Genomic DNA, 26,976 nt, shown 5'->3' with positions numbered 1-26,976 from the left:
CGGATTAGCAATATCGATAAAAAGAGCTGTTCCTGTAACCATCAAGGTGGATGGGAAGGAGCTTAAAGTAAAATCGGCAGAGGAGACAGTAGAAAGGTTACTTCAAAACGAAGGGATAATTTTAAATGAAAAGGACAAGGTTTTGCCAACATTAAACTCATTGGTAAAACCTAATATGGAAGTTAAAATAACAAGAGTTGAAGAAAAAACCATTATTTCATCTAAAATTATCCCTTATAAGGTGGTAAAAAGCCTAACCACGATATGCTAAAGGGAACAAGCAAGGTCATCCAAAATGGGATGGATGGTATCCTCGAGATAACCACAAAGGTTGTTATAGAGGATGGGAAGATAGTATCAACCAAGAAGGTTGGAGAGGCCATAAAAGAAGGCCGATAGATAAGATAATTCAAGTTGGAACGTTAGGCTTTTTGTTCCTTCAAGAGGTAGTGAACCTGTTGCCTATGTTAAAAAATTAAGGATGAAGGCAACAAGCTACACCTCAAGCTATGAATGCACCGGAAAGCGTCCGGGAGACCCAGGCTTTGGAAGAACAGCAACAGGAACAATAGCAAGGAGAAATCCAAACGGATTTTCAACAGTTGCTGTAGACCCTGATGTTATCCCCCTTGGAACAAGGCTCTACATCGAAGGCTACGGCTTTGCTATAGCTGAAGACGTTGGCGGAGGAATAAGGGGAAATATAATCGATCTTTATTTTGAGCCCGGGACAAAGGAATTTAGAAACTGGTCAACAAGATACGTTGACGTCTATATTTTAAGGTAAAATGTCAAGTGCCAGGCACTTGACATTTTGACTTTTTGACATTTCCATTTTTAAACAAACCACATCCCCTTTGTTCTTCATTAAAATCTTTCTATATTCAGCACTTTAAGACTTTATCCAAATTTATATAAAACACTTTTAAAATATGAAATTTTTTCTTATACTAAATTTGCAATATAAATTTAAGGAGGACAAGGATGATTAAGGAGGTAATAATAGTAGAGGGCAAGGGTGATCTTCTTGCCGTAAAAGGGCCGTTGATGCCGATTGCATCGTAACCAGCGGCTTTGGGCTAAATAAAAAAATAATTGAGGATATAAAAAGTGCCTATGAAAAAGGGGAATAATAATATTTACAGACCCGGACTTTTCAGGTGAAAAATAAGGGAAAAACTAACAAAACTTTTTCCAAAGGCAAAACATGCATTCTTGCCAAGGGAATTTGCTGAAAAGGATGGAGATATTGGAATAGAAAACGCATCGGTTGATGCGATAAGGGAGGCCCTTTCAAAGGTTAAAACAGAATACTTTGAAGATAGAATCGAGTTTACCTATGAGGATCTTTATAAAAACAAACTCACAGGTTATGAAAAATCATCCCTTTTAAGGGACCTTTAGGAAGGGAGCTTGGAATAGGCTACTGCAACGCCAAAACTTTTTTAAAAAGGCTAAATAGATACGGCATAACAAGAGAGGAGTTTGAGAAGGCATTAAAAAAATAGAGGTGAAATTAGATGGGACTAAAGAGTAAAACCATGGACATAGTTAAATATTTTGAGTTTAAATTCAACAAAAACCTTGGGCAAAACTTTTTGATAGATGAGAATATATTAAAAAAGATTATCGATGCTGCTGAGCTTGATGAAAACTCAACGTAATAGAAATAGGACCTGGGATTGGAACATTGACTCAGGAAATGGCAAAAAGATGCAAAAAGTTGTTGCAGTTGAAATAGATAAAAATCTAATTCCAATCCTTGAAGAAACATTAGGCAATTTTGACAACATAAAGATAATCCACGCCGATGCCCTAAAGGTTGATTTTAATAAAATAATTAAAGAGGAAAACTTAGAAAACGTAAAGGTTGTTGCAAACCTTCCTTATTATGTTACAACGCCAATAATTGCAAAGCTCTTAAACGAGAGGGTTAAAATTAGCTCAATGATTATTATGATTCAAAAGGAAGTTGCAGATAAGATCCTTGCAAAGCCAAACACCGACGAATACGGCACATTATCCCTCCTTTGCCAATACCACTGCGATATAAAAAGATTTGTAAAGTATCCCCCAATTGCTTTGTCCCACCTCCAAGGGTGGAGTCTATGGTTATAAGGCTTGATATTAGGGATCAAAAAGGGTTGATATTTTAGATGAAGATTTATTTTTTAACATAATAAAAAGCGCCTTTAACATGAGAAGAAAAACCCTTTCAAATTCACTTAAATCCATTGCAAATGAGGATATCCTTTTAAAGGCCCTTGAAGAGTCAAATATAGATCCAAAAAGAAGGGGAGAGACATTAAGCATTGAAGAATTTGCAAATCTTTCAAATACCCTTTTAAAACTAAAATCTAAAATTTAAGTGCCAGGCACCTTATATTAAGTAAATTAAAGTCACCCTTTTGCATATAATATATTGATGAATTTTTGGGAGGGGAAAGGGTGACTAATAAAAGGTCATATTCAAGATATTTTATAATCTTCCAAGAGGATGATAGGGGATTTGGGATTGCCATCGACAGGCCACCGACGGGCTATGCAAAGATTGAAAATAAAAACGGAAGGGCAAAGATTACCTTTTATGTTCAAAATCTTTTACAAGAAAAGGGCCCATACACAGCCTGCCTTATCGATGCTACTAAAAATCCCCCTGCCATTGCAAAGCTTGGAGAAATAAATGTGGATGAAACAGGAAGAGGGGAAGTTTGGTGGGAATACAGGGAGGATGACATTGCCGACACAGGCATCCACATCGACAGGTTCAACGTTGCCTGCGTTATGACGGAGGATCAATACCCCTTATCAGGACAGATTGGCAAGGAGAGAATTGAGTGGAAGGAAAAACTTAAAAATCCTGTAAGGCAGGAGGATAAGGAAGAGGAGCTTGATGAGGAGGCTAAAAAGTTTATTGAATATGAAGAGAAGATCAAAAATGAAATTGAAAAGATAAAGGAAGGCGAGAAGGAAGAAAAAGTTGAGGAAATAGAAAACACAAGGGAGATTAAGGAGGGTGCCTTTGCAAAGGTATTCCATAGAATATTAAAGGATCTTGAGGAGGTTAAACTCAACACCGAGTTTAAGAATACAAGATGGTGGAAGGTGCCCCTTGAAAGGCCGGATTTCGAACCTAAGTTAATGCCCTACTACTGCATTATTTATCATCTAATATTTGCTTATCCATATATTAACTACTTTATGTGGATGAGAAGGACGGGCTATTATTACTTTGGATTAAAATATGACGATGAAGGTGAGATTGAATACGTAATTTACGGAATTGTAGGAGAAAACAACAAAAAGATCAGCCCTTCTTTGGGGCAACAGGATTTAAAAAATGGATAGAAATCGATGGCAAGGGAATGTGGATTATGATCTACAACCCATGGACTGGAATGGTAATGGTTCCGTAATATAAAGCACGATGTATTGCATTGGCAATATATCGTGCTTTTTTATTTGTTACTTAACTTATCAGATGAATTAGGGTATAATAATTAAGTATAATAAAATGTTGACCTTAAGGAATTTTGTGGAAATGTCAAAAAGTCAAAATGTCAAGTGGCAGGCACTGGAGGTGAAGTATGAAAAAATACATTTTAAAGGGGATAAAGGAAAGTTTACTTTATAGCCTTATAACGTCGGCTATTGTTTCGCTTTTGGCTTTAATTTTTTCCCTTATAAAAGGCATGAATCCTTTAAAATCCATATATATATCCCTTTACGCTGTTGGGATTTTTGCTTCTATTTTTCAATCCCGCAGCTTTTTAAACGGGACGAGGATCCTAAAATTGCAATGTATAGGAGAAAAAATCCTTTATTTGGATTTCATAACATTTTTTATAACCCCTATGCCGAAAGGGCAGAGCTTGAGTCAATTGAGGAGTTTAAAGGTGAAGGCTTTTGGAGGGAATTTTTATAGTCCTCTATTCCATAACCATCCTTATTATAGCTGCAATTATTGAAAGAATCTATTACTAAGGGGGATTTTTATGCATCCAATACTTTTTAAAATAGGACCAATTACAATTTACACCTACGGCTTTTTAATGGCAGTTGCAATAATCTCGGCAATCCTTTTAACCGCCTATAGGGCAGAAAAAAAGGATATGATAAAAACATAATTTACGACCTTGCCTTTTATGGAGTAATAGGAGGTATCCTTGGTGCAAAGCTTCTTTATATAATAGCCGAAGCCCCAACAGTTTTTAAAAATCCAAAATCAATCATATATATGCTAACCTCAGGTTTTGTGGTATACGGTGCACTAATTGGAGGGGTTTTAGCGGGATATATATATTGCAAAAAGAAGGGTTTAAACTTTCTAAAGATGTTTGACCTTGCAGCGCCTTCGATAGCCCTTGCCCAGAGCATAGGAAGACAAGGTTGCCATTTTGCCGGTTGCTGCTACGGAAGGCCAACGGACTCTCCCTTTGGCGTAATCTTTAAAGAGTCGCCCTTTGCACCAAACGGAGTTAAGCTAATTCCAACACAGGAAATATCAAGCCTTGGAAACCTTATAATTTTTCTTATCCTTCTTAATTACTCTAAAAAAGAAAGAAGCGACGGAAAGGTTGCAGGACTTTATATCCTTTTATACAGCATAGGAAGATTCATCATAGAATTTTTCAGGGGTGACTTTAGAGGTAATGTAGGCCCCTTTCAACTTCCCAGTTTATAAGCATAATAACCTTTGTAATTGCCATTATATTTTTAAATCTTGATAAGATAAAAAGAAACTTAAGGGCCTCTTAGGAGGTGATATGTTGAAAAAATTTTTATTAATTTTATCCTTGTTCTTTTTAACCTCCTGCACTAGGGTAAATCCTGCTTTAAAGGATAAATTTTTAAATCAGGATATAGAAAGGATAGTAGTAACCAACACAAGATATGCAGGAAGATACACTATAATAGACAAAAAGCAATTACAAGGTTTAAAAATAAAGTTTTAAGGGCAAAGGAAGTCCAAAGGGACTCAAACTTAGAGCCCGACTTTATATTCGACTTTTACTCTGAAAACAAAAGGATAGCAACCTTTAAATACATCGCAAAGATTAACGACGAGAATACTGCAAATCTCTATGATGAAGAGGGAAAGCTTTTTAACATTTCTACATCAATTGAAGATGAATTTATAAAACGCCTTTTAAAAACCAACAGAAACCAAAACGTTCCAGATTACTACGTTTCAGTTATAAACCTTATCCTAGACAAAATAGGCAAAAGGGACATAACCGTTGCCATCGACCTTAAAAAGGAGATTATGACTTTAAAGTATTTGACATCAATGGATATAAAAAACATATTTGAAGGAATCAATAGAAATGGTATAAACATAGTTCTTCTTCAGCAGGCAAAGGAATATGATTATTTGATAGCAATAAACACCAAAAAATATTCAGGAAACAGGGTGGAGGCAGAAATAGCCGTAACAGATCCTAAAGGATTAAAAACAGCTTATGTTATCGAAGGAAATTATAACGGAAAGTGGGAATTTTTTATAGCATATAAATAAAGCAAGGTATAAAATTGCCTTCAAGGGCAAAACTAATCCTTAGAAAACTAAAAAGGAGGTTTTTGTATGAAGGCAAAAGTAGATCAAGACACCTGTATAGGCTGCGGTCTTTGCCCATCCATTGCACCAGATGTATTTGAAATGAAGGATGACGGAAAGGCCCATGTTATAGCAAATCCAGTTCCAGCAGGCAGCGAGGATGCAGCAAAGGAGGCAGAAGGCTCCTGTCCAGTAAACGCAATAGAGGTTGAATAATTGCTCGGCAAAGGCCGAGCAATTTTTTTATGCTTTTAAATGTCTTTTTTGTCGTTATTTGTTGGAAAGTTTTGCATTGAAATTTGGAACTCTTTTATAAAAAAGAGTCTATATAAATGAAAGCTGATTAAGATATGGTCAAAAGGAAATGATATAAAAATATAAAATTTTTTTCTAATCGAACGGAACTTTTCCATAGAAAACAAAGTCAATATTAGTGAATGAATTGAAAAACAGAAAAAATGATTGAAAAATTTACCTAATTTTAGCAGGAATTTTTAAGGAAGGGTAGAATATATTATTAAGTGTGATGTAAATTTTATCCTTGAAAATTTTTACTTTTTGGTATATTATATTAAATAGTCACACTTAAATCCAATAAAGGAAAATTTAACTTAGTCGATGATTTTATTCATCATATATAAAATTTTAATTCTCGAGAGGAGGAGAAAATATGGCAAAAGCCAAGAAGATGCTAAGCTTAGCCCTTGCAGTTCTCGTAACAGTTGGCTCAATGGGCTTAGCACCAGCGAGTGCGGCTACTAAGAAGGTAGACTACTACCAAATCGCACTCACAAACATCAACAAATATTTAAAACCACAATTAACAATTACTAAGCAATCACAAAGCGAAGAGGATCTTAAGCTTTTACAAAGCTACTACAGATCACTTAAGATCCACATGAGCAGAATTACAAACGTAAAGCAAAAGGCAGCTATTTCAAAGCAGCTTATGGAATTAAGCCAAGAAATCGTTGCTGTAACAGCACAAGTTAAGGCTCAAATAGCAGCTGCAGATGCTGTTGAAGCATTTGAACTTGCAGCTCTTACAACTCAAGAAGAAATCGCTGCAGCAGAAGCGCTTTATGCAGAAGCAGTAGATAAGGTTCAAGATATAGCTGACAGAACAGTTAGAATGGCTCTAATGAACAGAATCAACGACAAGAAGGCAAAGCTTGATGCTGCAAAGAAGGGATTCGAAGATGTAGCAGCTACATTAAAGGCTGCAGAAGATGCCGTAGCAGCATATGAAGCTGCAAAGCTTACAACTCTTGATGAAGTAAAGGCTGCAAGAGACCTTGAAAAGAAAGCAGCTGATGCAGTTGCAAAGGTTACTGATGCTGACAAGAAGGCAGCTTTAGAAAAGAGAATAGCTGACCAAAAGAAAAAGGTTGATGAAGAAGAAATTAAGTTACTTCCTGTTGCAGTTAAGGAAGTTAAGTCAGATAACTTAATGGAAATATTAGTAGTATTTAATCAAGACGTGTGCATGATTGATGACAATACTAATACAAATTGGGCTGCAAGTGCATTAAATACTGCAAACTACAAAGTTAACGGTAATGCACCAACAAAGGTTGAAAAGATAGATAGCAAGGCTGTTAGATTAACAGCAGCTGCATTTACAAACGGAAGTTCAGTTGCAGTTGAAATAAGCGGAATTAAGAACGTAGCTCTTGACAAGACGATGGATAAGTTCACAACTGCATTTATAGCAGCTGATACAACTGCTCCAACAGCTACAGCTACAGTTGATGCTTTAAGAAAAGTAACAATCACATTTAGCGAACCAATGTCAACTGTTGGAACAGTTTATGTTGGAACAACACAAGTTAATTTCACATTAGATTCTTCATATAAGAAGGCAACAGCTACGCTCGATGCTTCATTTGAAGCTGGAAAGGCATATGACGTAAAGGTATTTGGAGCAAAGGATATTAAGGGCAATTGGATAGCTCCAAACCCAACAGTAGCTACTATAACAATCCCTGTTGACAACGTAAAGCCAACAGTTGTTAATGTTGAACAAGTTTCAGGTGCTAACAATAATACAAAGATTAGAGTTACAATGAGTGAAAGACTAAAGCCTGATGCTAATGGCAAGTTTGGCGTAGTAGTGGTTAAGGATTTAGCAGGTAATACAATAGGCTCATTTGACTTAACAACAGAAGCAGATGCTGAAAAGTTTATATATGAAACAGCAGAACAAAACTTACTTGGTGGTTATGACTACAGATATGTTAACGTTCAAGTAAACGCTGGTTATGCAGACCTTGTAGGAAATGCAGGAGATGCATCAATTGTATATAGACTATACGTTGAAAAGGATAAAGTTGCTCCAGCATTCAAAGAAATCAAGCTTTCAGAAGATAGAAAGTTCTTAATAGTTGTATTAAGCGAAAAGATAGATGTTGCAACTGGAGCAAATGCTGTTATAGTTGAATATACTGCAAATGATGGTATAGTATATGATCCAGAAACTATATCATTAACACAAGCAAACTTACTTGATAAAGATGGAAAGACTACGGGAGATCTTGTAGCAATCAAGGTTGCTCCAACTAAGTGGTTAAATGATGATGGAACATTAAAGATAGGAACTTATACAGTTAAGTTTGCAGCTAATGCAGTAAAAGACTTATCTGCGCAAGAAAACAAGAATGTTGCATTTACAGCAACAATCCAAGTTGGCCCAGCTACAACAACAGTTAAGGATACAACTGCACCTACATTAACATTTACTAAAGTTGGTGAAAGATTGTTTGAAATTACAAGCAACGAAGATTTAACATTACCAACAGTTGCAAACTTTAAGCTTGATGGTAATGCAATGCCAGAAGGAACAAAGGTTTACTTCTACCTCAACAAGAAGACTGTAAGAGTAGAATTACCATACGAATCAATCACATTAACAGCACCAAGACAATTCACTTATTCACTTGCAGATGTTGCAGGTAATGTAACTACTAAGACAGAAGAAGTTACTATAAAAGAAAATGTAAGACCACAACTAGCTTCAGCATTACTTGCTGATCCTAACTTAATAGTAATTACAGCTAGTGAAAACTTAACTGGAACTCCAGCAGTTGCAGATTTTGAAGTATATGTAGATGGAACAAAGGTTACTGTAAGCAGCGTAACAGTAAACAACAATAAGATCAACATCAATCTTGCAAATGCTGTTAGCCAGACTGCGGTTGTAAAGGTTAAGTATGTAGGTTCAACATTAGCAGATACTAATGCTAACCCACTTGTAAACGTTGAACTTAATGTAGCAAGATAATAAAAGAAGGGCTTTTGCCCTTCTTTTATGCTCTATGTCAATAGTTGGGGCGGGCAAATTTTAGGATGCCCGCCCTTGCTAATTTTTAGGGATTTTTGCGTTATTAAGTTTAAGGTAAGAAAAATTTTTAAAATTGGGGATGACAAAAAGGCCAAGCTAAGGTTGATTTTAGAGAATCTTGTATTGTTTCTACTTCTCCACCGAAAAACATTTTTATACTCAAAAAATCATTTTTCATCAATTTTAAAGCGGAAAAGCTGCAGTGATGCAATTTTCCCGCTTTTAATTTTTTTATATCCTCCCGTAAAATAAAGTGCAAGGGAGGGGATAGAATGAAGGATTTAGTGATAAAAGCAAGATATGATGGGGCTGTAAAGGAAAAAATTTTAAAAGTTTTGAGCCACTTTTGAAAAAGTGCTGCAGTTTGTATATGAAAAATTCGTCGGATTTTGATGATGCAATGCAGGAGGGAAGGATTACCATATTAAAGTGCATAAAAATTACGATGTAAATTCTAATGTCCCCTTTGAGGCTTATGTAAAAAGGGCAGTTTTAAATTCTATAAGGGAATATGCAAGGAAAATAAAAGAGCATATTAGCTTAGATGAAGATCTAACTGAAGATGGAGAAGATCTTTATGAAATAATTCCAAGCGAGGTTGACATAGAAAATGAAAGGATAAAAAGGGAAGATATAAAAAGATTATACAACGCTATAAATAATTTAAGCCCTAAGCAAAGAGAGGTTATTTTAGAGCATTTTTTTATGGAAAATCTATGGTGGAAATTGCAAATAACAGAAGGTGCCATTACATGTCTGTTGTAAGGCTTAAAGATAGGGCAATTGAAAAACTAAAAGGGAATTTAACAAGGCTTAAAAAAATTCAATAAATTTTTACATTGAAATAAAATTTTTTAGTTTCTTATTGGAAAATTTTGCGATAAGTTATGCTTTATTTTTTGTTAGTTTAGAATATTATTATTCATAAAGGTAATTATGGATATTAATAGAAATTAACATAATTGTTACCATTTTGTTACCATAACAATAGAAAAATTAACTAAATTAAAATTAGGATGTTATGCCATTTAGATTCCTCTAAATGGCTTTAACTTAATATAAAGGGGTGTTTAAAATTAAATCCATCTTTAATCAAAATAAAGGGAGGGGTTTCATGAGATTTAAAAGATTATTAAGCTATGTTTTATCCTTCTTGCTTATTTTTAGCCTATTTAATTTTAATGTAAAAGCACAAAATGGGAAGCTAAATATCGACGTAAAGAAATTTGTAAAGCAAAACCTTGTAAATGTTAAGGATGTTGATGAGCAAAGGGCACTTTATCAGAAATTTGGCGGGGAATTCAATGATAATATAACAGAAAATAAAATTGACGATAAAGATCTTGTTAGAGTTATAGTAGAGCTTAAAGATCCTTCAGCAGTTGAAATAATTAAAAATCAAAAGCTTTCAATGAAGGAGCTTTCAAAGGTTGAAAAGAACGTAGAAAAGAGCCAAGCTGCTGTAATTGAAAAGGCAAAAGCCTATGGTAAGATAAGACATGTTTACAGGAATGTTATTAACGGATTTAGCATGACAGTTGGCTATGGGGAAATTGATGAGCTTAAGAAAATACCAGGGGTTAAAAAGGTTACAATTGCAAATATCTATTATCCAGATATAAACTATGCAAGGGATATAACAAAGGCAACTCAAGTTTGGCAACAATTTGGCCTTAAAGGCGAAGGCATGGTAGTTTCAATCATTGATACAGGAATAGATTACAGGCACAAGGATATGAAGCTTACAGATCCAAGCAAGGCAAAACTTAATAAGCAGTTAGTTGAATCATTAGGTGGTCCTGGAAAGTTCTATACTGATAAGGTTCCTTATGGTTATAACTTTGCCGATTTAAACGATGAAGTTATTGATACAACCTCAAGCATGCATGGAATGCACGTTGGTGGAATAGTCGCTGCAAATGGTGACGTTAAAGGTGTTGCACCTGAAGCACAGCTACTTGCAATGAAGGTTTTCTCAAATAACCCAGAACTTAGGGGTGCATATACCGATGACATTGCAGCAGCAATAGATGATTCCGTAAAACATGGTGCTGATGTTATAAACATGAGCTTAGGTTCAACTGCAGGATATATAATGCCTGATGACCCAGAACAAAGGGCAATTAAAAATGCTACAGATGCAGGCGTTGTTGTAGTAGTTTCAGCAGGAAACTCATACTATTCAACATATAATTATCCGGCATATGCACAGGACCCAGATATTGGTCTTGTTGGTTCCCCAGGGCTTTTCCCAGATACACTTCAGGTTGCATCATCAGAAAATACAATCCAAACACTTCCTGCAATGGACTACAAGGCAGGAGAAGAGCAGGGTGTAATAGGCTATACAACTTCTGAAGTAGACCCATACGGTGTTTTAAAGGGAGAATATGAATTAGTTTACTGCGGTCTTGGAATGGCTACAGATGTTGCAAACCTTGATTTAACGGGCAAAATAGCTTTAATAGAAAGAGGAGCAATATCATTTGTAGAAAAGAAGTTAAATGCACAGGCAAGAGGTGCTATTGGAGTAATCGTTTATAACAGCGCAGCTGGTGGAGACACTTATATAAACATGGCAACTGACCCAAGAGTAGTTATTCCTGCAATATTTGTAAAAAGAAGCGATGGATTAAAGCTACTTAATCTTATTCAAAATGGAGTAAAGGTTTCATTTAAGGGTAAGGTTGCAAGCACGCCAAATGTAAACGCTGGAAGAATGTCTGACTTCTCATCATGGGGACTTGCACCAGACCTTACATTCAAACCAGATATTACTGCACCAGGAGGACAAATTTACTCAACTGTCAATGATAATTCTTATGAAATGATGAGTGGAACTTCAATGGCAGCTCCCCATGCATCAGGTGCAGTTGCATTGGTTGTTCAATATCTAAAGCAAAATAGTCCGAATTTATCAGGACGAGAACTAGTTGAAAGGGCAAAGATCCTTTTAACAAACTCAGCTATTCAGCTTTTAGACCCATCAACAAAAACTACACCAAAGCTTCCATATCTTCCAAGAAAACAGGGTGCAGGGCTTATCCAAATAGATAAGGCTCTTAGCACAAAGGCATATGTTGTTGGAGAAGATGGAAAGGCTGTAATATCCCTTAAGGACTTTGAAGGTAATAAGACATTTAAGATAAAAGTAACTAATTTTGGAACTGAAGCTTTGACCTTTAATGTTAGCGATAAATATGGAGTAATGACAAATTTTAAATATGGTCCATATATCTATCCTTATGCAATGCCTTTAACAGGTGCTGAATTAACATTTAGCCAAAATGAAATCACAGTAGACCCAGGTGAGACAAAGGAAATTGAAGTTACTGTTCAAATTCCAGAAACTACATCAAAGAATATATTTGTAGAAGGATTTATTACCCTAGAGAGTGCAAGTAACCCAACCCTTACAATTCCTTATGTTGGATTCTATGGAAAGTGGGACGAGCCAAGAATATTAGACTCACCGATGTGGGAAGCTGATACTTATTATGGTGAAGCTGCTCTAATCGATGGAGAAGGTTATTATCTCGGGCAAGTTGGAGTAGATAACTATGGATACCCAATTATTGACCCAGAAAAGATTTCAATATCAACTAATGAAGATGCTATGTTTAGAAGTCTGCTTCCTGTTCTTTCATTCTTAAGAAATGCAAAGGAATTTAAACTCCAGATATTAGATGAAAATAAAAATCTTTTAAGGGAAGTTGCAACAGATATCAATATAAGAAAGAACTATGCATCATCTTCAACAAGAAAGATTTACGCAAACTGGCTCTGGGATGGAATGTTCTATGATGGAAAGGGCAACTTCTATCCAGCAAAGGAAGGAAATTATGTCTTAAGGGCAATGGCTAAGGTCGACTACAAGGATGCTAAGTGGCAGGAGCTTTTGATTCCATTTAAAGTAGATAATACTTATCCAACATTAAGCGTAAAGGCAAAGAAGATAGATGGTAACTTGTTTGAATTCGACTTTACAGGAAGCCAAGATAATGTTGGAATATACCAGTATGTTGTATTTAGAAATGAATTTGATCAAAATCCTGTGTTTGTAGAAGGAAGTCAAACTAAAGTTCAACTTGAATTACCAGGAGTTAAAAATGATTGTTTAGTTTATGCAATAGACTTTGTAGGAAATGTAACAGGCTCTTTAGTAAAGATAGATAACGATGTTATAAGATTTACTGAAGTTCCAAACTTTGTTTCAAACAATCCAAGCCCTACAGTTAAGTTTGAAGTAAATGAGATGATCAGCAACTTAGTTGATCATTTTGAGGTTGAAGTAATAGACAATTTAACAGGCCAAGCTGTTGTTGAAAAGAAGTCAATAGAAACTAGCACACAATATACAGTTGAGTTGCAGGATGGAAACTACACATTAAAGGTTTATGCTTATGATGCAACAGGAAAGGTAATAGGACAAAATGAAACAAGCTTTGTTATCGATACAACAAAGCCAGTTGTTACAATAACAAATGCGGAAGGAAACGTTGTTGTTAACGATACAAGAGAATATTATGATCTTGAATTTAAAGTAAAGGAGCTAACACCATATAAGGTTTACGTAAACGGACAGCTATTTGATGATAATTATACAGGATATGAATTAAGAGAAAATGTTCATGTATATTCAGTCAAACTAAATGAAGGAGATAATAGGGTTGAAATCAAAGTAGTTGATGAGCTTGGTAAAATAGAAACAAAAGAGGCAGTTTTAACTAAAGTCATAGAAAGACTTACGATAATAGTTAATCAAGTTAATGGAGGATATCCTGTTTCAGGAAAGACTGTATTGATTACAGGAAAGGTTATTTATAAACAAGGGGAAAAGATTACAGTTTTAGTTAATGATGAAGTAGCTACAGTAGACGATGAAGGTAACTTTGCAAAGGAAATCACCTTACCTAAATATGGTGTAAATCAAGTTGAAGTATTTGCAAAGGCAAAGGACATAGACAATAGAGTATATGTAGATGTAGTTGCATCACCTTTTGTAATTGATAGGTTAATCCTTTCAAATTCTTCTGATGTTACATTAAATATTAAACTTTTAGATAAAGATCAGATTGAAAAGATAATAATAAATGGAGAAACAATTACTTCTGAAGACTTAGCTAGTTTACAAGATGATATATTAAAATATGAAGTAAAAGGTTTATTTAAAGGTAACAACTGCATATTCCCTGATATATTTATGAAGGAAGAAGTTGTTGTAAATGATCATATCGATGTTGTCGTAGACAAAGATGCACCATCAGTTACAGCAGTTGATGAGTTTGGCAATGCCCTCAAGGATGTTCCACTTTATAATACAAATACTGTAAGGATTATGGGAGCAGTAACTGAAGAAATAAAGTATCTAAAGATAAATGGAGACGATGTTATACTAAATGAAGGAGCCTTCGAAAAGGTATTAACCTTTAATGAAGGACTAAACAGAATAACATTTACATTAGAAGACCTTGCAGGCAATAAGAATGAATACGTATATAAGGTTTACTGCGACACTCAAAAGCCGATTATTGAAATGATTAGTCCAGCAAAGGATAGGGTATTAGTTGAGGATGCATTAGAACTTAAGTTTAAAGCAATAGACAATGTTTATGGATATAGAGTATATGTAAATGGAAACCAAGTTGATACAGTAGAAAGCGAAGTTGGAGATGGCGCAGCTAAGGAGCATACAATAAATGTTAGTGCTATAGATGGAGAAGGAAAGGTTATAATAAGCGTTGTTGACTATGCAGGAAATGTAGCGGTTAAAGAAATTACAACCTATAAGAATATTCAAAAGCCAGTTATACTTGAGGATGGGTATTTTGATATGGCTTTAGCAGAGGATGTTGTAGTTGCTATAGCATATCCAAATGAAAATACATTTGAATTACAAAATATTAAATATGGTGAATTACAACTTGAAAAAGACAAGGATTATGTTGTTGATAATGGTCAAATAATTTTAAAGAAGGAATTCTTAAAACAAATGACAAAGGGAGAAAATGAATTTAAGTTAATATTTAACAACGATTATGAATTATCATATAAAGTCGTTGTAGTTGATGCTAGATCAAATAATACTAACTTAAGTTCTATATCCATTAATGGAGAAGCATTAGAAGGATTTAACCCAGAAAAATTTGAATATGTTTATGAAGTAAATCCGTTTAAGACTTATACAGTAACAGCTCAGGCTGCAGACGAAAAAGCAAAAGTTGAAATTACGCAAGCAGATTCTATAGAAGGTGAAGCTATAATTAAGGTAATAGCAGAAGATGAAACAGAAGCAGTTTACAAGATCAAGTTCATCATTCCAATACAGCTTACTGTAGAGGATAAAGAATTCAAAGCAGGAGAAGATGCAAAGGTTATTGTAAAAGCAAAAATAATGGTGTTAATATTAAGACAGTTACATTAATAGTAGGAGTATATGATAAGAACGGAAAACTTGTTCATCTTGTATTTGGAAACTATAATGTAAAACCAGATGAAACAATAGACATGGGTGCTAACTTGTCAACAAAGGCAGAATACAAGGATTACACATTAAAGGTATTTGTATGGGATAATGAAAATGATATGAACCCACTATCACAGGTATTAGAATATAAAATCAAATGATTGGAAGGTCTCCTTCCAATCATTTGATAATTTAAAAAGGAGGCTTTGGGATGAAAAGAAGGCTGTTCCCCATTTTCCTAATGGTTGCATTTTTAATTTCTAATTTATTTTTGAAAAGTGCAGCTGCAGCACAAACTAAGGTAAATATTACAGGGTTAAATCAGGAGTATGTCCAGGGATTTTCGCCTACGCTTTACTTAACAACTACGGGTGTTAAAGGCAATGTTATATATAATGTCTTATTAGTGGATTTAGTTTCCGGGAAAAAGATCGATTTAACGAAAGGATATTCAAAACCCATAAAAAGCAATATAAAATATTCAGTTAAACTTCCAAAATTAGACAATGGATATTATAGGGTATTTGCCTATGTAAAGGGTGAAAAGAGTAAGGCAAAATATGATGGTTATGCTTATAAACAATTTATGGTTTTTGTTAAAGACTTGAACATATCTAAGGCTGGGAATTATGGTTCGAATAGTGAAAAATATTTCCAAATTGTTAAGGGAAATATAAATATAACTGGAAATAATGTTATTTATAATAATGCAGTAGTTTTTAATGATTTATTTGTAAAAGGAGATAATGTAACTTTAAATAATGTGAAAATTGAAGGTAAACTTGTATTAGATCCGGGAAAAAATGGAAAAGCTTATTTAAATAACATTTCAGCAAAAGAAATTGAGGTTTTATCAGGAGCTAGTGAAAGTATATATTTAAACAATGTATTTGCTGATGCACTTAAAGTAGAAGCAGAAAATAAAGTTAGAATTGTGACAGATCAAAAACAAATTTAAATAAAGTTTTTATTCAAAGTGCATTAATATTTGAAAATAAGGATGCCAATATAGGGAGTGTTGAAGTTAACACAATAGATGATAATATTGTTGAATTTAGAGGTAATTTTGATACAGAAGTAAAGGTAACAAGTAGTGCTTATATAAAAACATCAGAAAACTCCTTAATTAAAGAAATTAAATTAGTTCCAGAAAATTCAAAATCAAATATTATACTTGAAGCAAATATTAAGAATTTAACTATATCTAAAGATTCAGCATTAGAAATAAAGAAAAATAGCAACATAGAAGATGCTATAAAGATTGAGGCAAATGCAACTATAAAGGCGGATAAAGAAGCAAAAATCAATAAAGTCGAAATTACTGGTGCAAACAAAAATGTGAAATTAGAGGCAAAAGTTGATACATTAGAGATAAAGGCTGAATCTAAAGTTGAACTTGTAAATGCAGAAGTTAAAACTTTAGTTGCTTCTTCTAAAGGTGAAGTGTTGACAAATAAAGAAACAAAAATAGAAAAGATAGAAGGAAGTAAAAAGGATGAAGTCAAAGTAAGTGGAGAGGGACAATTAGCAAGTAAAGACAAAGACAGCAAGGAGGATAATCAATCAAGCGGTGGTTCAACAGGAGGAACAACAGGAGGTTCATCAGGTGGTTCTACTGGAGGGACAACAGGGGGCACTCCTGTTATAATACCTGTTTCATCAATTGATTTTGATGAGATAGGAGTTGTTTTAAATAAAAATGATGAATTAAATCTTAACTGTATTGTTCAGCCATTAACAGCTACAGATAAAAGAATAACATGGGACTCTGATAATATTGACGTTATAAGTGTTTCAAATGGTAAAGTTAATGCAAAGGCAGTCGGAGAGGCTACAATTACAGCAAAGACTTTGGATCAAAAGGTAAAAAAATCTCTAAAGATTAAGGTTGTAGATTCAGGCATATCTTTAATTGTAAAGAAGGAATCAGGAAAAATTTCTTTCTTAGTAAAAAGTGCTTATGATAACGATATTATTACTATGAAAGTTCTTCAGGATGGCAATATAAAATATATAGATCAGATTCAGGCAGGTAAAAATTACAGTAAAGTATCTACAATGTTAGATAAGGGTAAATATACTGTTTATGTAAAGGGATTAAACTCTGATATTATTTCAATCGAATTTGAATATTAAAATTTTATATTATATCGACAAATAAAAGATAAAAAGGGTGGCAAAAATTCCACCCTTTTTATTCCCTTTAAATTGTAAAATTAATCTTTTTCCAATTTTTGAAAATCATGAAAGGTGGGGGAAAATGAGTTTTAGAAAAACACATAAAAATATAATTTCGCTTTTTATGGTAATGCTTTTAGTATTATCAAATTTCAATCTTGCTTTCAAGAATAAAGTCTTTGCCCAAACAGGTCCAGAGCTTTTAATCACAGAGATTATGGTAAGGGCCGTTTCAGGAACAGACTATTATGAATTCATAGAGGTATACAACAACTCCAATGCTCCAATCGACATTAGGGATTATAAGTTTACTTACCCTTCTTCTGACATCGATGTGTCAAAAATTATCCAGCCTAAAGGGGTTCTAGTAATCTGTGCTACGAATACAACTACCTTATCAGCATTTAATGCGTTTTACGGAACAAATTTAACAGAAGATCAATTTGTAAACTTTAAGATAACATCAGGAATAAGCAATACTCCACCAAAAACAATTGTTCTTGCAAAGGATACAGGTGAAGAAGTATGTAGGGCAACATATAATTCCGGAGATTTTGATATAAAACTCAGCACAACATATAAATATCCAGAAACAGGCATTGACATGATTTTATTTGGACAAAAACAACAACCGACACCAGGCGTTGTTTCTCCAAACCAAGTTCCATTAGATCAAAATTCAGATACACAGGCACCAACAATTACACACACACCTATTACAGAGGCGGATAACACGAATGACCTAATAATAAGTGCGAATATTACAGATGATATTCAAATATTAAGTGCAAAGGTATACTACAGAAAAGTTGGAGAAACTGCATATAAGAGTATAACCATGCAAAAGAATAATGATTTATACACTGCTGTTATTCCAAAATCAGAACTTTCAACGCAAGGTATTGAGTATTATATAGAGGCAAGTGACGGAAGAAATACTGTAACTTATCCAAGCGATATAAATAATCCTTTAAAGGTAGTTATTAAAGAAGTTGATAATGTTCAGCCTAAGGTATCTATTATATCACCGCAAAGTGGTGAGTGGATTGAAAATAAAAGGCCACAAATAAGCGCAACAATTGAGGATAGCAGTGGATTAGATTTAACTACTTTAAAAATATATTTAGATAACGCAGATGTTACTGACAAGGCAAATTTAACCTATGAGGACGTTGAGCCTAAAAAATTTGTTAAATTAGAATATAATCCAGTTGAAGATTTAGCTGAAGGAGAACATGTAGTAAGAATATTTATAAGGGATTTGTCTTCTTTAAAAAATGCTTCTGATTTTACTTGGAATTTTTATATTGGTCAAGAAACCTATAATTTATACTTCGGTCAAATTCATGCCCATACGAACTATTCAGACGGGTTAGGCACTCCAGAAGAGGCATATGATTATGCCAAAAATGTTGCAAAGGCAGACTTTTTGCAATAACTGATCACTCTAATTCATTTGATAATGATACGCAAGCTACTATACTTGATGGTTCAGCAAGCAGTGAATGGAGACAGCTCCATCAAATAGCAGACCAGTATAATGAGGATGGAAAATTTGTAGCAATAGCTGCATATGAAATGACCTGGAGCGGTTCGACAGGTGGTTGGGGACATATTAACACCTTTAATACTCCAGGATTTTTATCAAGAAACAGCAGAATAAACAACAAGGCAGTTGACCTTAAGATGTATTACGATGAACTTAAAAAGGTTCCTCAATCTATATCTCAATTTAATCATCCTGGCCCAACTTATGGTGATTTTGCAGATTTTGGATATTATGATCCGGATATAGATAAATTAATAACCTTGATTGAAGTCGGAAACGGGGAAGGAGCAGTAAGATCAAGCGGTTATTTCCCAAGCTATGAATTCTATACAAGAGCCCTTGATAAGGGGTGGCATCTTGCACCTACAAACAATCAGGATAACCATAAAGGAAATTGGATATTAGCTAATACAGCAAGAACAGTAGCTCTAGCAAAGAATTTAACAAGGGATGATATCTATGATGCCTTTAGAAATATGCGCGTTTATGCAACGGAAGACAATAATTTAAGGATAGTTTATAAGGTAAATAATAAATATATGGGGACAATTTTAAACAATCCCGATAAGCTAAATTTTAACATTAGCATTCAGGACCCTGATTTAAATGATAAAATTGGCAAGGTATCAATTATAGCGAACGGAGGAATAGTAGTTACATCAAAATATTTTGATTCAAACACTGCAGAGTGGAATTTTGCTTTAAATCCAGAATACAGCTATTACTATGTTAGAGTAGATCAAGAGGATTTAGATATTGCTGTGACGGCACCGGTTTGGACTTCAGATGTTGTTCCTGTTGGTTTATCATCAGTTAAATCAAATTTAAAACTTGCTGAAACTAATAAGCCTGTGACAATTGATGCGGTAGTTTACAATAATTCATCTACACCAATTTCAAATGTTAAAGTTGAATTTTATAGGGATGAGATAAAGGAAGAAAATAAAATTGATGAAAGGATTATTACAAATTTAAATGCTGGCTCAATAGGATTAGCAAGCATCAATTGGACATCTAGCCAGGAAGGCAAATACACAATTTATGCAAAAGCCACGATAAATTATGGAGGAGTAGATAAAACATTCACATCTAGCACTGTAGTTGAGTTTATTGCACCAGAAAATGCTGTAAAGGTAGTAATCGATGCAGGACATTATAATCAATATGTAAGTGGAGATTACAAAGGAAAAGTTACGAAGTTTAAGTCTATGTTAGAGGATAGAAAGGTAATAGTTTACGAAGATTATGATGGATTAACTGATTATGACTTAGAAGGAGTTAGGTTATTAGTATTGACAGATCCTCAAAGCAAGGATAACGCAAGTTATAATCTTTACAAGTCAAATTATACGGATGCAGAGATAGAGGTTATTAAAAGATTTGTTCAAAATGGAGGATCAGTAATTATTACATCAAGGGCAGACTATAATGACATAGGAGTTACTGACCCATCTTATCAAAATGCGAACCAGGGCAATAGAGTCCTTGAGGCAATAGGCTCTAACTTGAGATTTAATGATGATGAAGTAATAGACAATGTAAACAACAATGGCCAAAACTACAGGTTGTTATTTAATAGGTATGTATCAGATAAGTTTAATTTAACAAAGAATGTATCCCAAGATCAGCTTTATAGCTTCTTTAGTGGATGTTCAGTAATACCAAAGGATAACGCTGACCTAACAAATGTTGATTTTGTTGTAAAGGGTCATGACACGACAGAGATTTTGGATTCAGACAAACAAAACGATGCAAAACCAGTTCAAAAGGGAGAGGTTTATGTTCTTGCAGTAGAAAAACTAAACTCAGGTGCAAAGTTGATAGTTGCAGGTTCAACCTTTTTCTCTGATTTTGAAATGACCGGAGATAATCAATATGCTAATGTTCCAATAACTGAAAATATTTTGGATTGGATTCTTGCTGGTGAGAAAGTAATTACACCTATATTAGAAGTAAGAAAAGACATAAATAATGATAATATTCCAGACAATTTAGGAAAGATATTTACTGTAGAAGGCTATGTAACAGCAGAATCGGCTTCGATGGGCAATAGACACTCCTTCTTTGATGTTATATATGTTCAAGACGAAACGGGAGGAATAACTGTATTTGGAGTTTCAACAAGGCAAATACCTCTTGGGGTAAAGGTTAGAGTTACTGGAAAAGTTGATCAATATATGGGAGATACAGAACTTCAAATTTCAAATGAATTGAAGGATATAGAAATAATAGATCCTAATACAGTAAATGTTGAACCTAAGTTAATGTCAACTAGGGAGGCTATGCTCGAGGAAAACGAAGGATGGCTTGTGAAGGTAGAAGGAGCAGTTACAAGAATAGTAGGACAAAATATATTCTTAGATGATGGTTCAGGAGAAGCAAGGGTATATGTAGAAGGATATATTGCAGGAGATGTAGGAAGCGAAGCAGGAAAATGGGATGAGAGGATTAAAATTGGAAGCAAGATAAGCGCTGTAGGATTAGCATCAGAGGATGCAGAGGGACACAGAATAAGGGTAAGAAATACGGCAGAGATAGTATTAATAGAAATGCCTGAAAATGAGAGCTTTGAAATAATATCGATAGAGAAACCAGAAAAGGTAATACAAGGCCAAGATATTAAAGTGACCATAAAAGCAATAAATAGAACTAAAAATACAAAAGATGCAACATTGATTGTAGCATTATATGATGATGATAACAGGTTTATAATTTACGGTGCAGCAAAGCAGAGTGTTGAATCAAATAAAGATGCTATATTAACAGTTATGATGAAAATTCCTGCAAATCAAAGAAATCTTAGAATAAGATATTTTGTTTGGGACAGCATTGAAAATATGATGCCTTTATCTAATGTGTATGAAATAGCTGAATAATTAGATATAATCAAAACAGGCCTTTGGGCCTGTTTTGATATTTAGAGAGATCTTAGAATACTAAATTATAACAAGAAAACTTTATTTATTTAACGAAAATCCGATATAATATATATACCACTACTTAGGGGCGTTTTTGTGAAAAGGGTTTTAGCTTTGATTTTGTTAATGATCCTGGCTTTTAATACAATTACATATGCCGGAAGGGAATATATATTAAAATATGCTTATCCTGAAAATGTTAAAACTATTTCCATATATGATTTATTAGGGGACGGTTCTAAAGTTTCTAAAAACAAGAAGGTTTCATACGTAAAAAGGACAAGGTAGCACCCTATGTTGTAAGTTCTAATCCTAAGAATGGCCTTCAAAATGTTAAAGTTGGAAGTAGCATTACATTGAATTTTAATGAAGGTGTAAAACTAAATAATTTAAAGAGCATATCACTAATTGGCAATGGGAAAAGGGTAGGGTTTAGTATAAAGTTAAGCGGCAATAAGGCAACGATAAGGCCTAATAATTCGTTATCTTTTGGGACAAACTATGTTTTAAGCCTTCCAAGTGGTTCATTTAAAGATTTTGCAGGCAATTCAAGTAAAGCCTTTGTTTTAAGATTTAGAACGGAGGAAATAAAGCTTGCAGAAAACGATAAGAATAATGCCAGCAATTTTACGAGTTATTTTAGTTATATATTTGATGATGGAAAGAATATTGTAAAAAATTATTCATATAAAACCAATGGCGAATATCTTTTTTTGCAGATATAAAGAATATAAGTAGAGTAAGTGGGATAAAGTTTGATGAGAATAATATCCCTATGGTAAATTATAATGGATATAAATATAATCCTCTTTTAATAGCAGAGTGGGGGCTTCAAAACTATAGCTATTATAAAAGAAGCCAAAATGGTGAATATCTAAAAAGGGCAAAGAATGCAGCAGAATTTTTGGCTAATAATATAAATGATAATGGTCTTTGGGTAAACGATTTTGACTACAAGGAATCAAATATATCAATGAAAAGAGGCTGGGCATCTTCTCTAACGCAGGGGTTAGGTATATCTCTTCTAGTTAGAATGTATAATGAAACTCAGGATGAAAAATATTTGAATGCTGCAAAGCTTGCCCTAGCACCGTTAAGGGGAGAGTTAAAGGAAAGCTTAAATGGTTTTCCGATGTTCGATATGTTTAATACAAGAACTAAATATACCTTTAGCAGCTTTATGTTTGTTTTATTTGGGCTGTATGATATTTCAGAATATGATGATTCTGCAAAGGAAATGTTTTATGAAGGAGTTGAAACATTAAGATACTTGATGCCAAAGTTCTATGGGACGACGGATAAGTTTTATAAATCAATTCATGATGCACAAATAAGAGCCCTCTGCTCAATTTTGGATGTTGATAGTATTGATGAATACCTAGATGACTTTGAAGTGATTGATATAGAATGAAAATAGGCATCGTAGGATGCCTATTTTGTTATGACAAAACTTTTGGATGTTGCACTTTTTCCAACGTTTAATGTTGCTTTTCCTAAAAGGTTGTTCTTTTCATCATAAAAATATACGATAACAGTTTCCTTTGGAATTATAAGGCTTGCAGTTTCGCCTATTTTATAGAACTTAGTATCTACATCGTATTTGTATTTTACACTTCCATTATAGTTTTTTAATCCATTTATAGTTATTTTTTATATGCGGTAAATCCTCCAACAGTTACATCGTATGTCCCTGTTATAATTAAATCAGATATTGTAAATTTTAAGCTATAGGGATTTTTTAAAGTTTTACCTAAAGATGATTTTAAGTTTTCAACGGTTAGATAATATGTTTCTCCATAAGTGTAGCCGCCATCTGGAGGATTTATAAGTAATGACTTTTGATTGCTGCCCATTTTAACATCAACGTTGATTTTATTTCCTTTAGAGTCAACCACTTTGATTGAATTTGAAAGATCGTTTTTAGGGTCAAGCTTTTGATTAAATTTTATATTAAAGGTTTTGTAAGGTGAGATATTTGTCATTATTTTATTAAAGGCAAAAACATCTGTGGACAACAAGAAAAACAGAAGAAAGAGCAGAACTTTTTTCATAAAACCACCTCAGTTTAATTTTAGCTTAAATTTTATTATAAATAAAGTGTAAATTTTTTTAAAATTATCCGATAACTAACATAGGGGGTGTTGTCATGAGGCGATTTGTAGCTTTTATTTTAACAGTTATTATGTTAATAGAGATGCTGCCTAAGATGGCCTTTGCTGCAAAAGCAGTTAATTTGCCTAAAAATAGCATAATAATAGCCGACAGAATATATACAAGTTCCTATGTGAGCAAATTTCCTCAAGAGGTAAATCAATTTCAAAGCCTTCAGGGAAATGAAAACAAGATATTTTCAATAGATGCACAAGGCAATATAACAGATAAGGATGGAAGGGCTGCAACTGAAGAACAAATAATGCTTATATGTGGAAGAAAACTAACCCTTTATTCAGATAGTCCAGATGATCAAGGGAAGGTCTATATTGCAGATGGAAGTGGGATATTTAGAGAGTATAAACCTGGAAGCACAAAATATGGATATATAACAATAAACACATCCTTTAGTGCAGCAGGTTCGGGATACAATCTTGTCAGCGTTGTAATCAAAGAGATAGTTGGTGTTCCAAACAGCTATTATTTTGTTGTATCAGATAGTTCAACAATAGATCCTTCAGTTAAAAGAGCTACTAATGAGTCCTTTACATTAATAACAAACAGGGATGATTTTTATATAAATTTATATTCTGCAAGCGGGGATCTTGTTGGACAAGGTGAGATAAAGGATGTTTCTTCTTCCGTTACAGGGCTTCCTGTTTTAATCAACTTAAAAACCTATTCTCTAGGTAATATTCCAACAAGGGTTGCAGGGAATATAAGCAATCTTGGGCTTGCAGCAACTGATGGTGAATTTTTATATTATGTTAATTTAGCAGATGGAGGAAAGATTTATAAAAGAATATATATGGAGTTGAGGAGTATCCAATAGTTGAGGATAATGCAAGATATATAAATGTTGTGGATGATTGGATTTATTACAGTAATATATCTGATGGCGGAAAGATATACAAAGTAAATGTAGATGGAACGGGAAGAAAGAAGATAAATGATGTTATGTCTTCATATGTAAATGTGGTGGGGGATTATATATATTATTCAAATAGCAAGGATAAAAACAGGATATATAAACTTAGCAAATTCAACACAAATGCAAGTTATCCTGGACAAAGGCTTACCTATGATTCAGCTGCATATATAGTAGTTGATGGGGATAGAAATAAGATTTATTATAGCAATACCTCAGATGCAAGAAGACTTTATTCCATCGATTTAAACGGAAACAATAGAACAAAGTTTTTAACGGTTTCCTCCCAAACAAGTCCAGGGGTAAGATATTTAAGCTTAACAAATGATGGAATAGTTTATGCAACAGGGCTTGATGGAAAACTTTATAAAACTATATCATATAATAGAGTTTCACCGGTTTACTTTACAAGTGAGGTTCAGGTGAAAACTAAGGGTGGAACTATTACAAAAAGTGTTGAAGATAAATTGAGCGTAATAAATGCAGTAACCAATAATGACATATTCTATTCAAGCTATGTAGATGGAAGAAAGATATATAAGCTGGGTGTATCAAGTGGAACAAAGATAATAGATGACTTAGCAACGGCAATAAACATAGCGGGGATTACGTATTTTATTTAAAATCAGGAAAACTTTATAGATATAAGTTAGGCTCACCTGAAGGAACAAAGCCAGAGGCAATAGCAAAGATTAAGTATTCCGATAAGATTGTAAAAATTGATGATTTAGATCCCGTTGAAATTACTGACCTTAAGAATATAGAGCTGCCCGATAAGGTTACTGCTATTATGAGCGATGGAGATATAAGGGAACTTTTAGTTAATTGGGATATGTCAAAATATAGTGTAAAGGATGGAGTATATACCTTCAGTGGAAAGGTTGTAGGATACGGAACTAAAGTAAGTGGTAAAGCTGTTATGTATTCTGCACCAGTTAATATGAACAATGTTGTTGTAACTAACAATGAAGGAAGTAAAGCAGATAGTATAGTTATAAAGGGACTTGCTTTAGGAGATGAAGTTTATGTATACGATGAAAATGATATGACAAAGCCTCTTGGAAAGGCAAAGGCAGACAAAACAGGACAGGCAGTTATATCAAAGATAGACCTAAATCAAGAGGGTGGAGTAATTAAAGTTGCAGTTAAAAGAGCAGGAAGGGCGTTAAGTAAATTTACGGACGTTGCATACAGCTCTGAGGCACCGGTTGTAGTTAAGGTTGAATATATGGAATATAACAATAAGAAGGTTTATAAGGTAACATATAAGGGAATAAATGATAAAATAGGTTATAGACTATACAATGCAGACAATTCCGTTGTTAAGGATTATACTGCATCACCAATAACAGCAACACCAGAAGGAAGCGGTTTATTCTCCTTTGAAATAGACAGAAGTGTATTTGAAGGCTATGCGACGGATAAATTACTAAAACTTGCATACTATGACACAAATAAGGGCTACCTTGATCCATCAAAACCATATATTATGATAGCCCAAGCAAAACCAAATGTATCATACGATTTTACATCCGGAAGATTTGTAGGATTTAGTAGCTTTATTGAATGCTCACTAAATGGAATAGATTGGATGTCAAGCGATGAGATGTTAAGCCAAGCAAGCATGCTTACTGGAAAAACATATATCCTTGCAAGATACAAGGCTATGTCCAATAAAATGCCAGGACAAATTGCATATGTTGCCCTTGTTCCAATGCCACAGGTGGTTATAAAGGCAGGAGGAGAAGTTATACTTGATAGTAAGGATTATACGACTTTCATAATCGATGATATAACTGGCACATTAACTGCAAGATATATAGGCAATGCCGATATTACGTTGATATAAAAGATGTTCCAAGCGGTATAAATGCAAGCTATGTTTTAAC

The 26,976-nt window shown here is 33.9% G+C and carries 22 protein-coding genes and 3 pseudogenes; 24 read left to right on the top strand and 1 reads right to left on the bottom strand.

The features are described from left to right. The first annotated feature begins 46 nt into the window (after positions 1–46). The 21 genes and pseudogenes from PWK10_RS14120 (at position 47) to PWK10_RS14025 (ending at position 23,419) form a co-directional block, all read left to right on the top strand. Positions 47–271, top strand: a complete 225-nt coding sequence (locus PWK10_RS14120; RefSeq protein ID WP_274768296.1) for a ubiquitin-like domain-containing protein — start codon at positions 47–49, stop codon at positions 269–271. After that, the gene (locus PWK10_RS20075) at positions 265–399 is read left to right on the top strand and encodes a G5 domain-containing protein (RefSeq protein WP_446715260.1); all 135 of its coding nucleotides are present in this window, start codon (positions 265–267) and stop codon (positions 397–399) included. Before PWK10_RS14120 ends, PWK10_RS20075 begins: the two co-directional genes overlap by 7 nt. 82 nt (positions 400–481) lie before the next feature. Continuing rightward, positions 482–787 (top strand): 3D domain-containing protein, encoded by a 306-nt coding sequence (locus PWK10_RS14115; RefSeq protein ID WP_274766476.1) that lies wholly within the window; start codon positions 482–484, stop codon positions 785–787. A 197-nt stretch (positions 788–984) separates the two neighbouring features. Next, a pseudogene (gene rnmV, locus PWK10_RS20070) lies at positions 985–1,508 on the top strand (ribonuclease M5). 12 nt (positions 1,509–1,520) lie between these two features. Further along, positions 1,521–2,156 (top strand): annotated as a pseudogene (rsmA, locus tag PWK10_RS14105) (16S rRNA (adenine(1518)-N(6)/adenine(1519)-N(6))-dimethyltransferase RsmA). Between the two features lie 41 nt (positions 2,157–2,197). Continuing rightward, positions 2,198–2,368, top strand: a complete 171-nt coding sequence (locus PWK10_RS20065) for a hypothetical protein (RefSeq protein WP_446715259.1) — start codon at positions 2,198–2,200, stop codon at positions 2,366–2,368. Positions 2,369–2,448: 80 nt separating this feature from the next. Further along, complete coding sequence (locus PWK10_RS14100; RefSeq protein ID WP_274766474.1) at positions 2,449–3,348, top strand: hypothetical protein; 900 nt, start codon at positions 2,449–2,451, stop codon at positions 3,346–3,348. 647 nt (positions 3,349–3,995) lie between these two features. Next, a pseudogene (lgt, locus tag PWK10_RS14090) lies at positions 3,996–4,684 on the top strand (prolipoprotein diacylglyceryl transferase). A gap of 85 nt (positions 4,685–4,769) precedes the next feature. After that, the gene (locus PWK10_RS14085) at positions 4,770–4,955 is read left to right on the top strand and encodes a hypothetical protein (protein WP_274766472.1); all 186 of its coding nucleotides are present in this window, start codon (positions 4,770–4,772) and stop codon (positions 4,953–4,955) included. Between the two features lie 311 nt (positions 4,956–5,266). After that, positions 5,267–5,518 carry a hypothetical protein gene (locus tag PWK10_RS14080; protein WP_274766471.1) on the top strand — a complete coding sequence of 84 codons (252 nt, stop codon included), beginning with the start codon at positions 5,267–5,269 and terminating at the stop codon, positions 5,516–5,518. 66 nt (positions 5,519–5,584) lie between these two features. Continuing rightward, positions 5,585–5,773 carry a ferredoxin gene (locus tag PWK10_RS14075; protein WP_008909750.1) on the top strand — a complete coding sequence of 63 codons (189 nt, stop codon included), beginning with the start codon at positions 5,585–5,587 and terminating at the stop codon, positions 5,771–5,773. Positions 5,774–6,227: 454 nt separating this feature from the next. Further along, a complete protein-coding gene (locus PWK10_RS14070; protein ID WP_274766470.1) occupies positions 6,228–8,837 on the top strand; it encodes an Ig-like domain-containing protein in 2,610 nt (869 codons plus the stop codon). A gap of 489 nt (positions 8,838–9,326) precedes the next feature. Continuing rightward, a complete protein-coding gene (locus PWK10_RS14065) occupies positions 9,327–9,662 on the top strand; it encodes an RNA polymerase sigma factor (protein ID WP_274766469.1) in 336 nt (111 codons plus the stop codon). Positions 9,663–10,011: 349 nt separating this feature from the next. Then, positions 10,012–15,321, top strand: a complete 5,310-nt coding sequence (locus PWK10_RS14060; protein WP_274766468.1) for a S8 family serine peptidase — start codon at positions 10,012–10,014, stop codon at positions 15,319–15,321. 253 nt (positions 15,322–15,574) lie between these two features. Then, positions 15,575–16,321 (top strand): hypothetical protein, encoded by a 747-nt coding sequence (locus PWK10_RS14055; protein WP_274766467.1) that lies wholly within the window; start codon positions 15,575–15,577, stop codon positions 16,319–16,321. A gap of 380 nt (positions 16,322–16,701) precedes the next feature. Further along, complete coding sequence (locus PWK10_RS14050) at positions 16,702–17,499, top strand: Ig-like domain-containing protein (protein ID WP_274766466.1); 798 nt, start codon at positions 16,702–16,704, stop codon at positions 17,497–17,499. Between the two features lie 124 nt (positions 17,500–17,623). Continuing rightward, positions 17,624–18,979, top strand: a complete 1,356-nt coding sequence (locus PWK10_RS14045; protein WP_274766465.1) for a lamin tail domain-containing protein — start codon at positions 17,624–17,626, stop codon at positions 18,977–18,979. Between the two features lie 140 nt (positions 18,980–19,119). Continuing rightward, positions 19,120–21,966 carry a CARDB domain-containing protein gene (locus tag PWK10_RS14040; protein ID WP_274766464.1) on the top strand — a complete coding sequence of 949 codons (2,847 nt, stop codon included), beginning with the start codon at positions 19,120–19,122 and terminating at the stop codon, positions 21,964–21,966. Between the two features lie 138 nt (positions 21,967–22,104). After that, entirely contained in the window at positions 22,105–22,296 is a 192-nt protein-coding gene (locus PWK10_RS14035) for a hypothetical protein (protein WP_274766463.1), read from the top strand. Continuing rightward, on the top strand, positions 22,275–22,733 hold the full coding sequence (locus PWK10_RS14030) for an Ig-like domain-containing protein (RefSeq protein ID WP_274768294.1): 459 nt from the start codon (positions 22,275–22,277) through the stop codon (positions 22,731–22,733). Before PWK10_RS14035 ends, PWK10_RS14030 begins: the two co-directional genes overlap by 22 nt. A 50-nt stretch (positions 22,734–22,783) precedes the next feature. Then, positions 22,784–23,419, top strand: a complete 636-nt coding sequence (locus tag PWK10_RS14025; protein WP_274766462.1) for a D-glucuronyl C5-epimerase family protein — start codon at positions 22,784–22,786, stop codon at positions 23,417–23,419. A 232-nt stretch (positions 23,420–23,651) separates the two neighbouring features. On the opposite strand, the gene PWK10_RS14020 is transcribed toward PWK10_RS14025, so the two are convergent. Continuing rightward, positions 23,652–24,059: an Ig-like domain-containing protein gene (locus PWK10_RS14020; protein ID WP_274766461.1), complete on the bottom strand. Its 408-nt coding sequence runs from the start codon at positions 24,057–24,059 to the stop codon at positions 23,652–23,654. 95 nt (positions 24,060–24,154) lie between these two features. Between PWK10_RS14020 and PWK10_RS14015 the strand changes: the two genes are divergently transcribed. The 3 genes from PWK10_RS14015 to PWK10_RS14005 are packed head-to-tail and all read left to right on the top strand — an operon-like array spanning position 24,155 to position 26,936. Continuing rightward, positions 24,155–24,991 (top strand): hypothetical protein, encoded by an 837-nt coding sequence (locus PWK10_RS14015; RefSeq protein WP_274766460.1) that lies wholly within the window; start codon positions 24,155–24,157, stop codon positions 24,989–24,991. A gap of 29 nt (positions 24,992–25,020) precedes the next feature. Continuing rightward, positions 25,021–25,710, top strand: a complete 690-nt coding sequence (locus PWK10_RS14010) for a DUF5050 domain-containing protein (RefSeq protein ID WP_274766459.1) — start codon at positions 25,021–25,023, stop codon at positions 25,708–25,710. Between the two features lie 59 nt (positions 25,711–25,769). Beyond that, positions 25,770–26,936 (top strand): Ig-like domain-containing protein, encoded by a 1,167-nt coding sequence (locus tag PWK10_RS14005; protein ID WP_342455804.1) that lies wholly within the window; start codon positions 25,770–25,772, stop codon positions 26,934–26,936. Positions 26,937–26,976: the final 40 nt, after the last annotated feature.

Origin of the sequence: Caloramator sp. Dgby_cultured_2 (assembly GCF_028872215.1) — a bacterium.
GTDB classification, from domain to species: Bacteria; Bacillota; Clostridia; order Clostridiales; family Caloramatoraceae; genus Caloramator; species Caloramator australicus.
The sequence above is the reverse complement of the archived record's forward strand: the minus strand, read 5'-3'. Positions and strand labels throughout refer to the sequence as shown.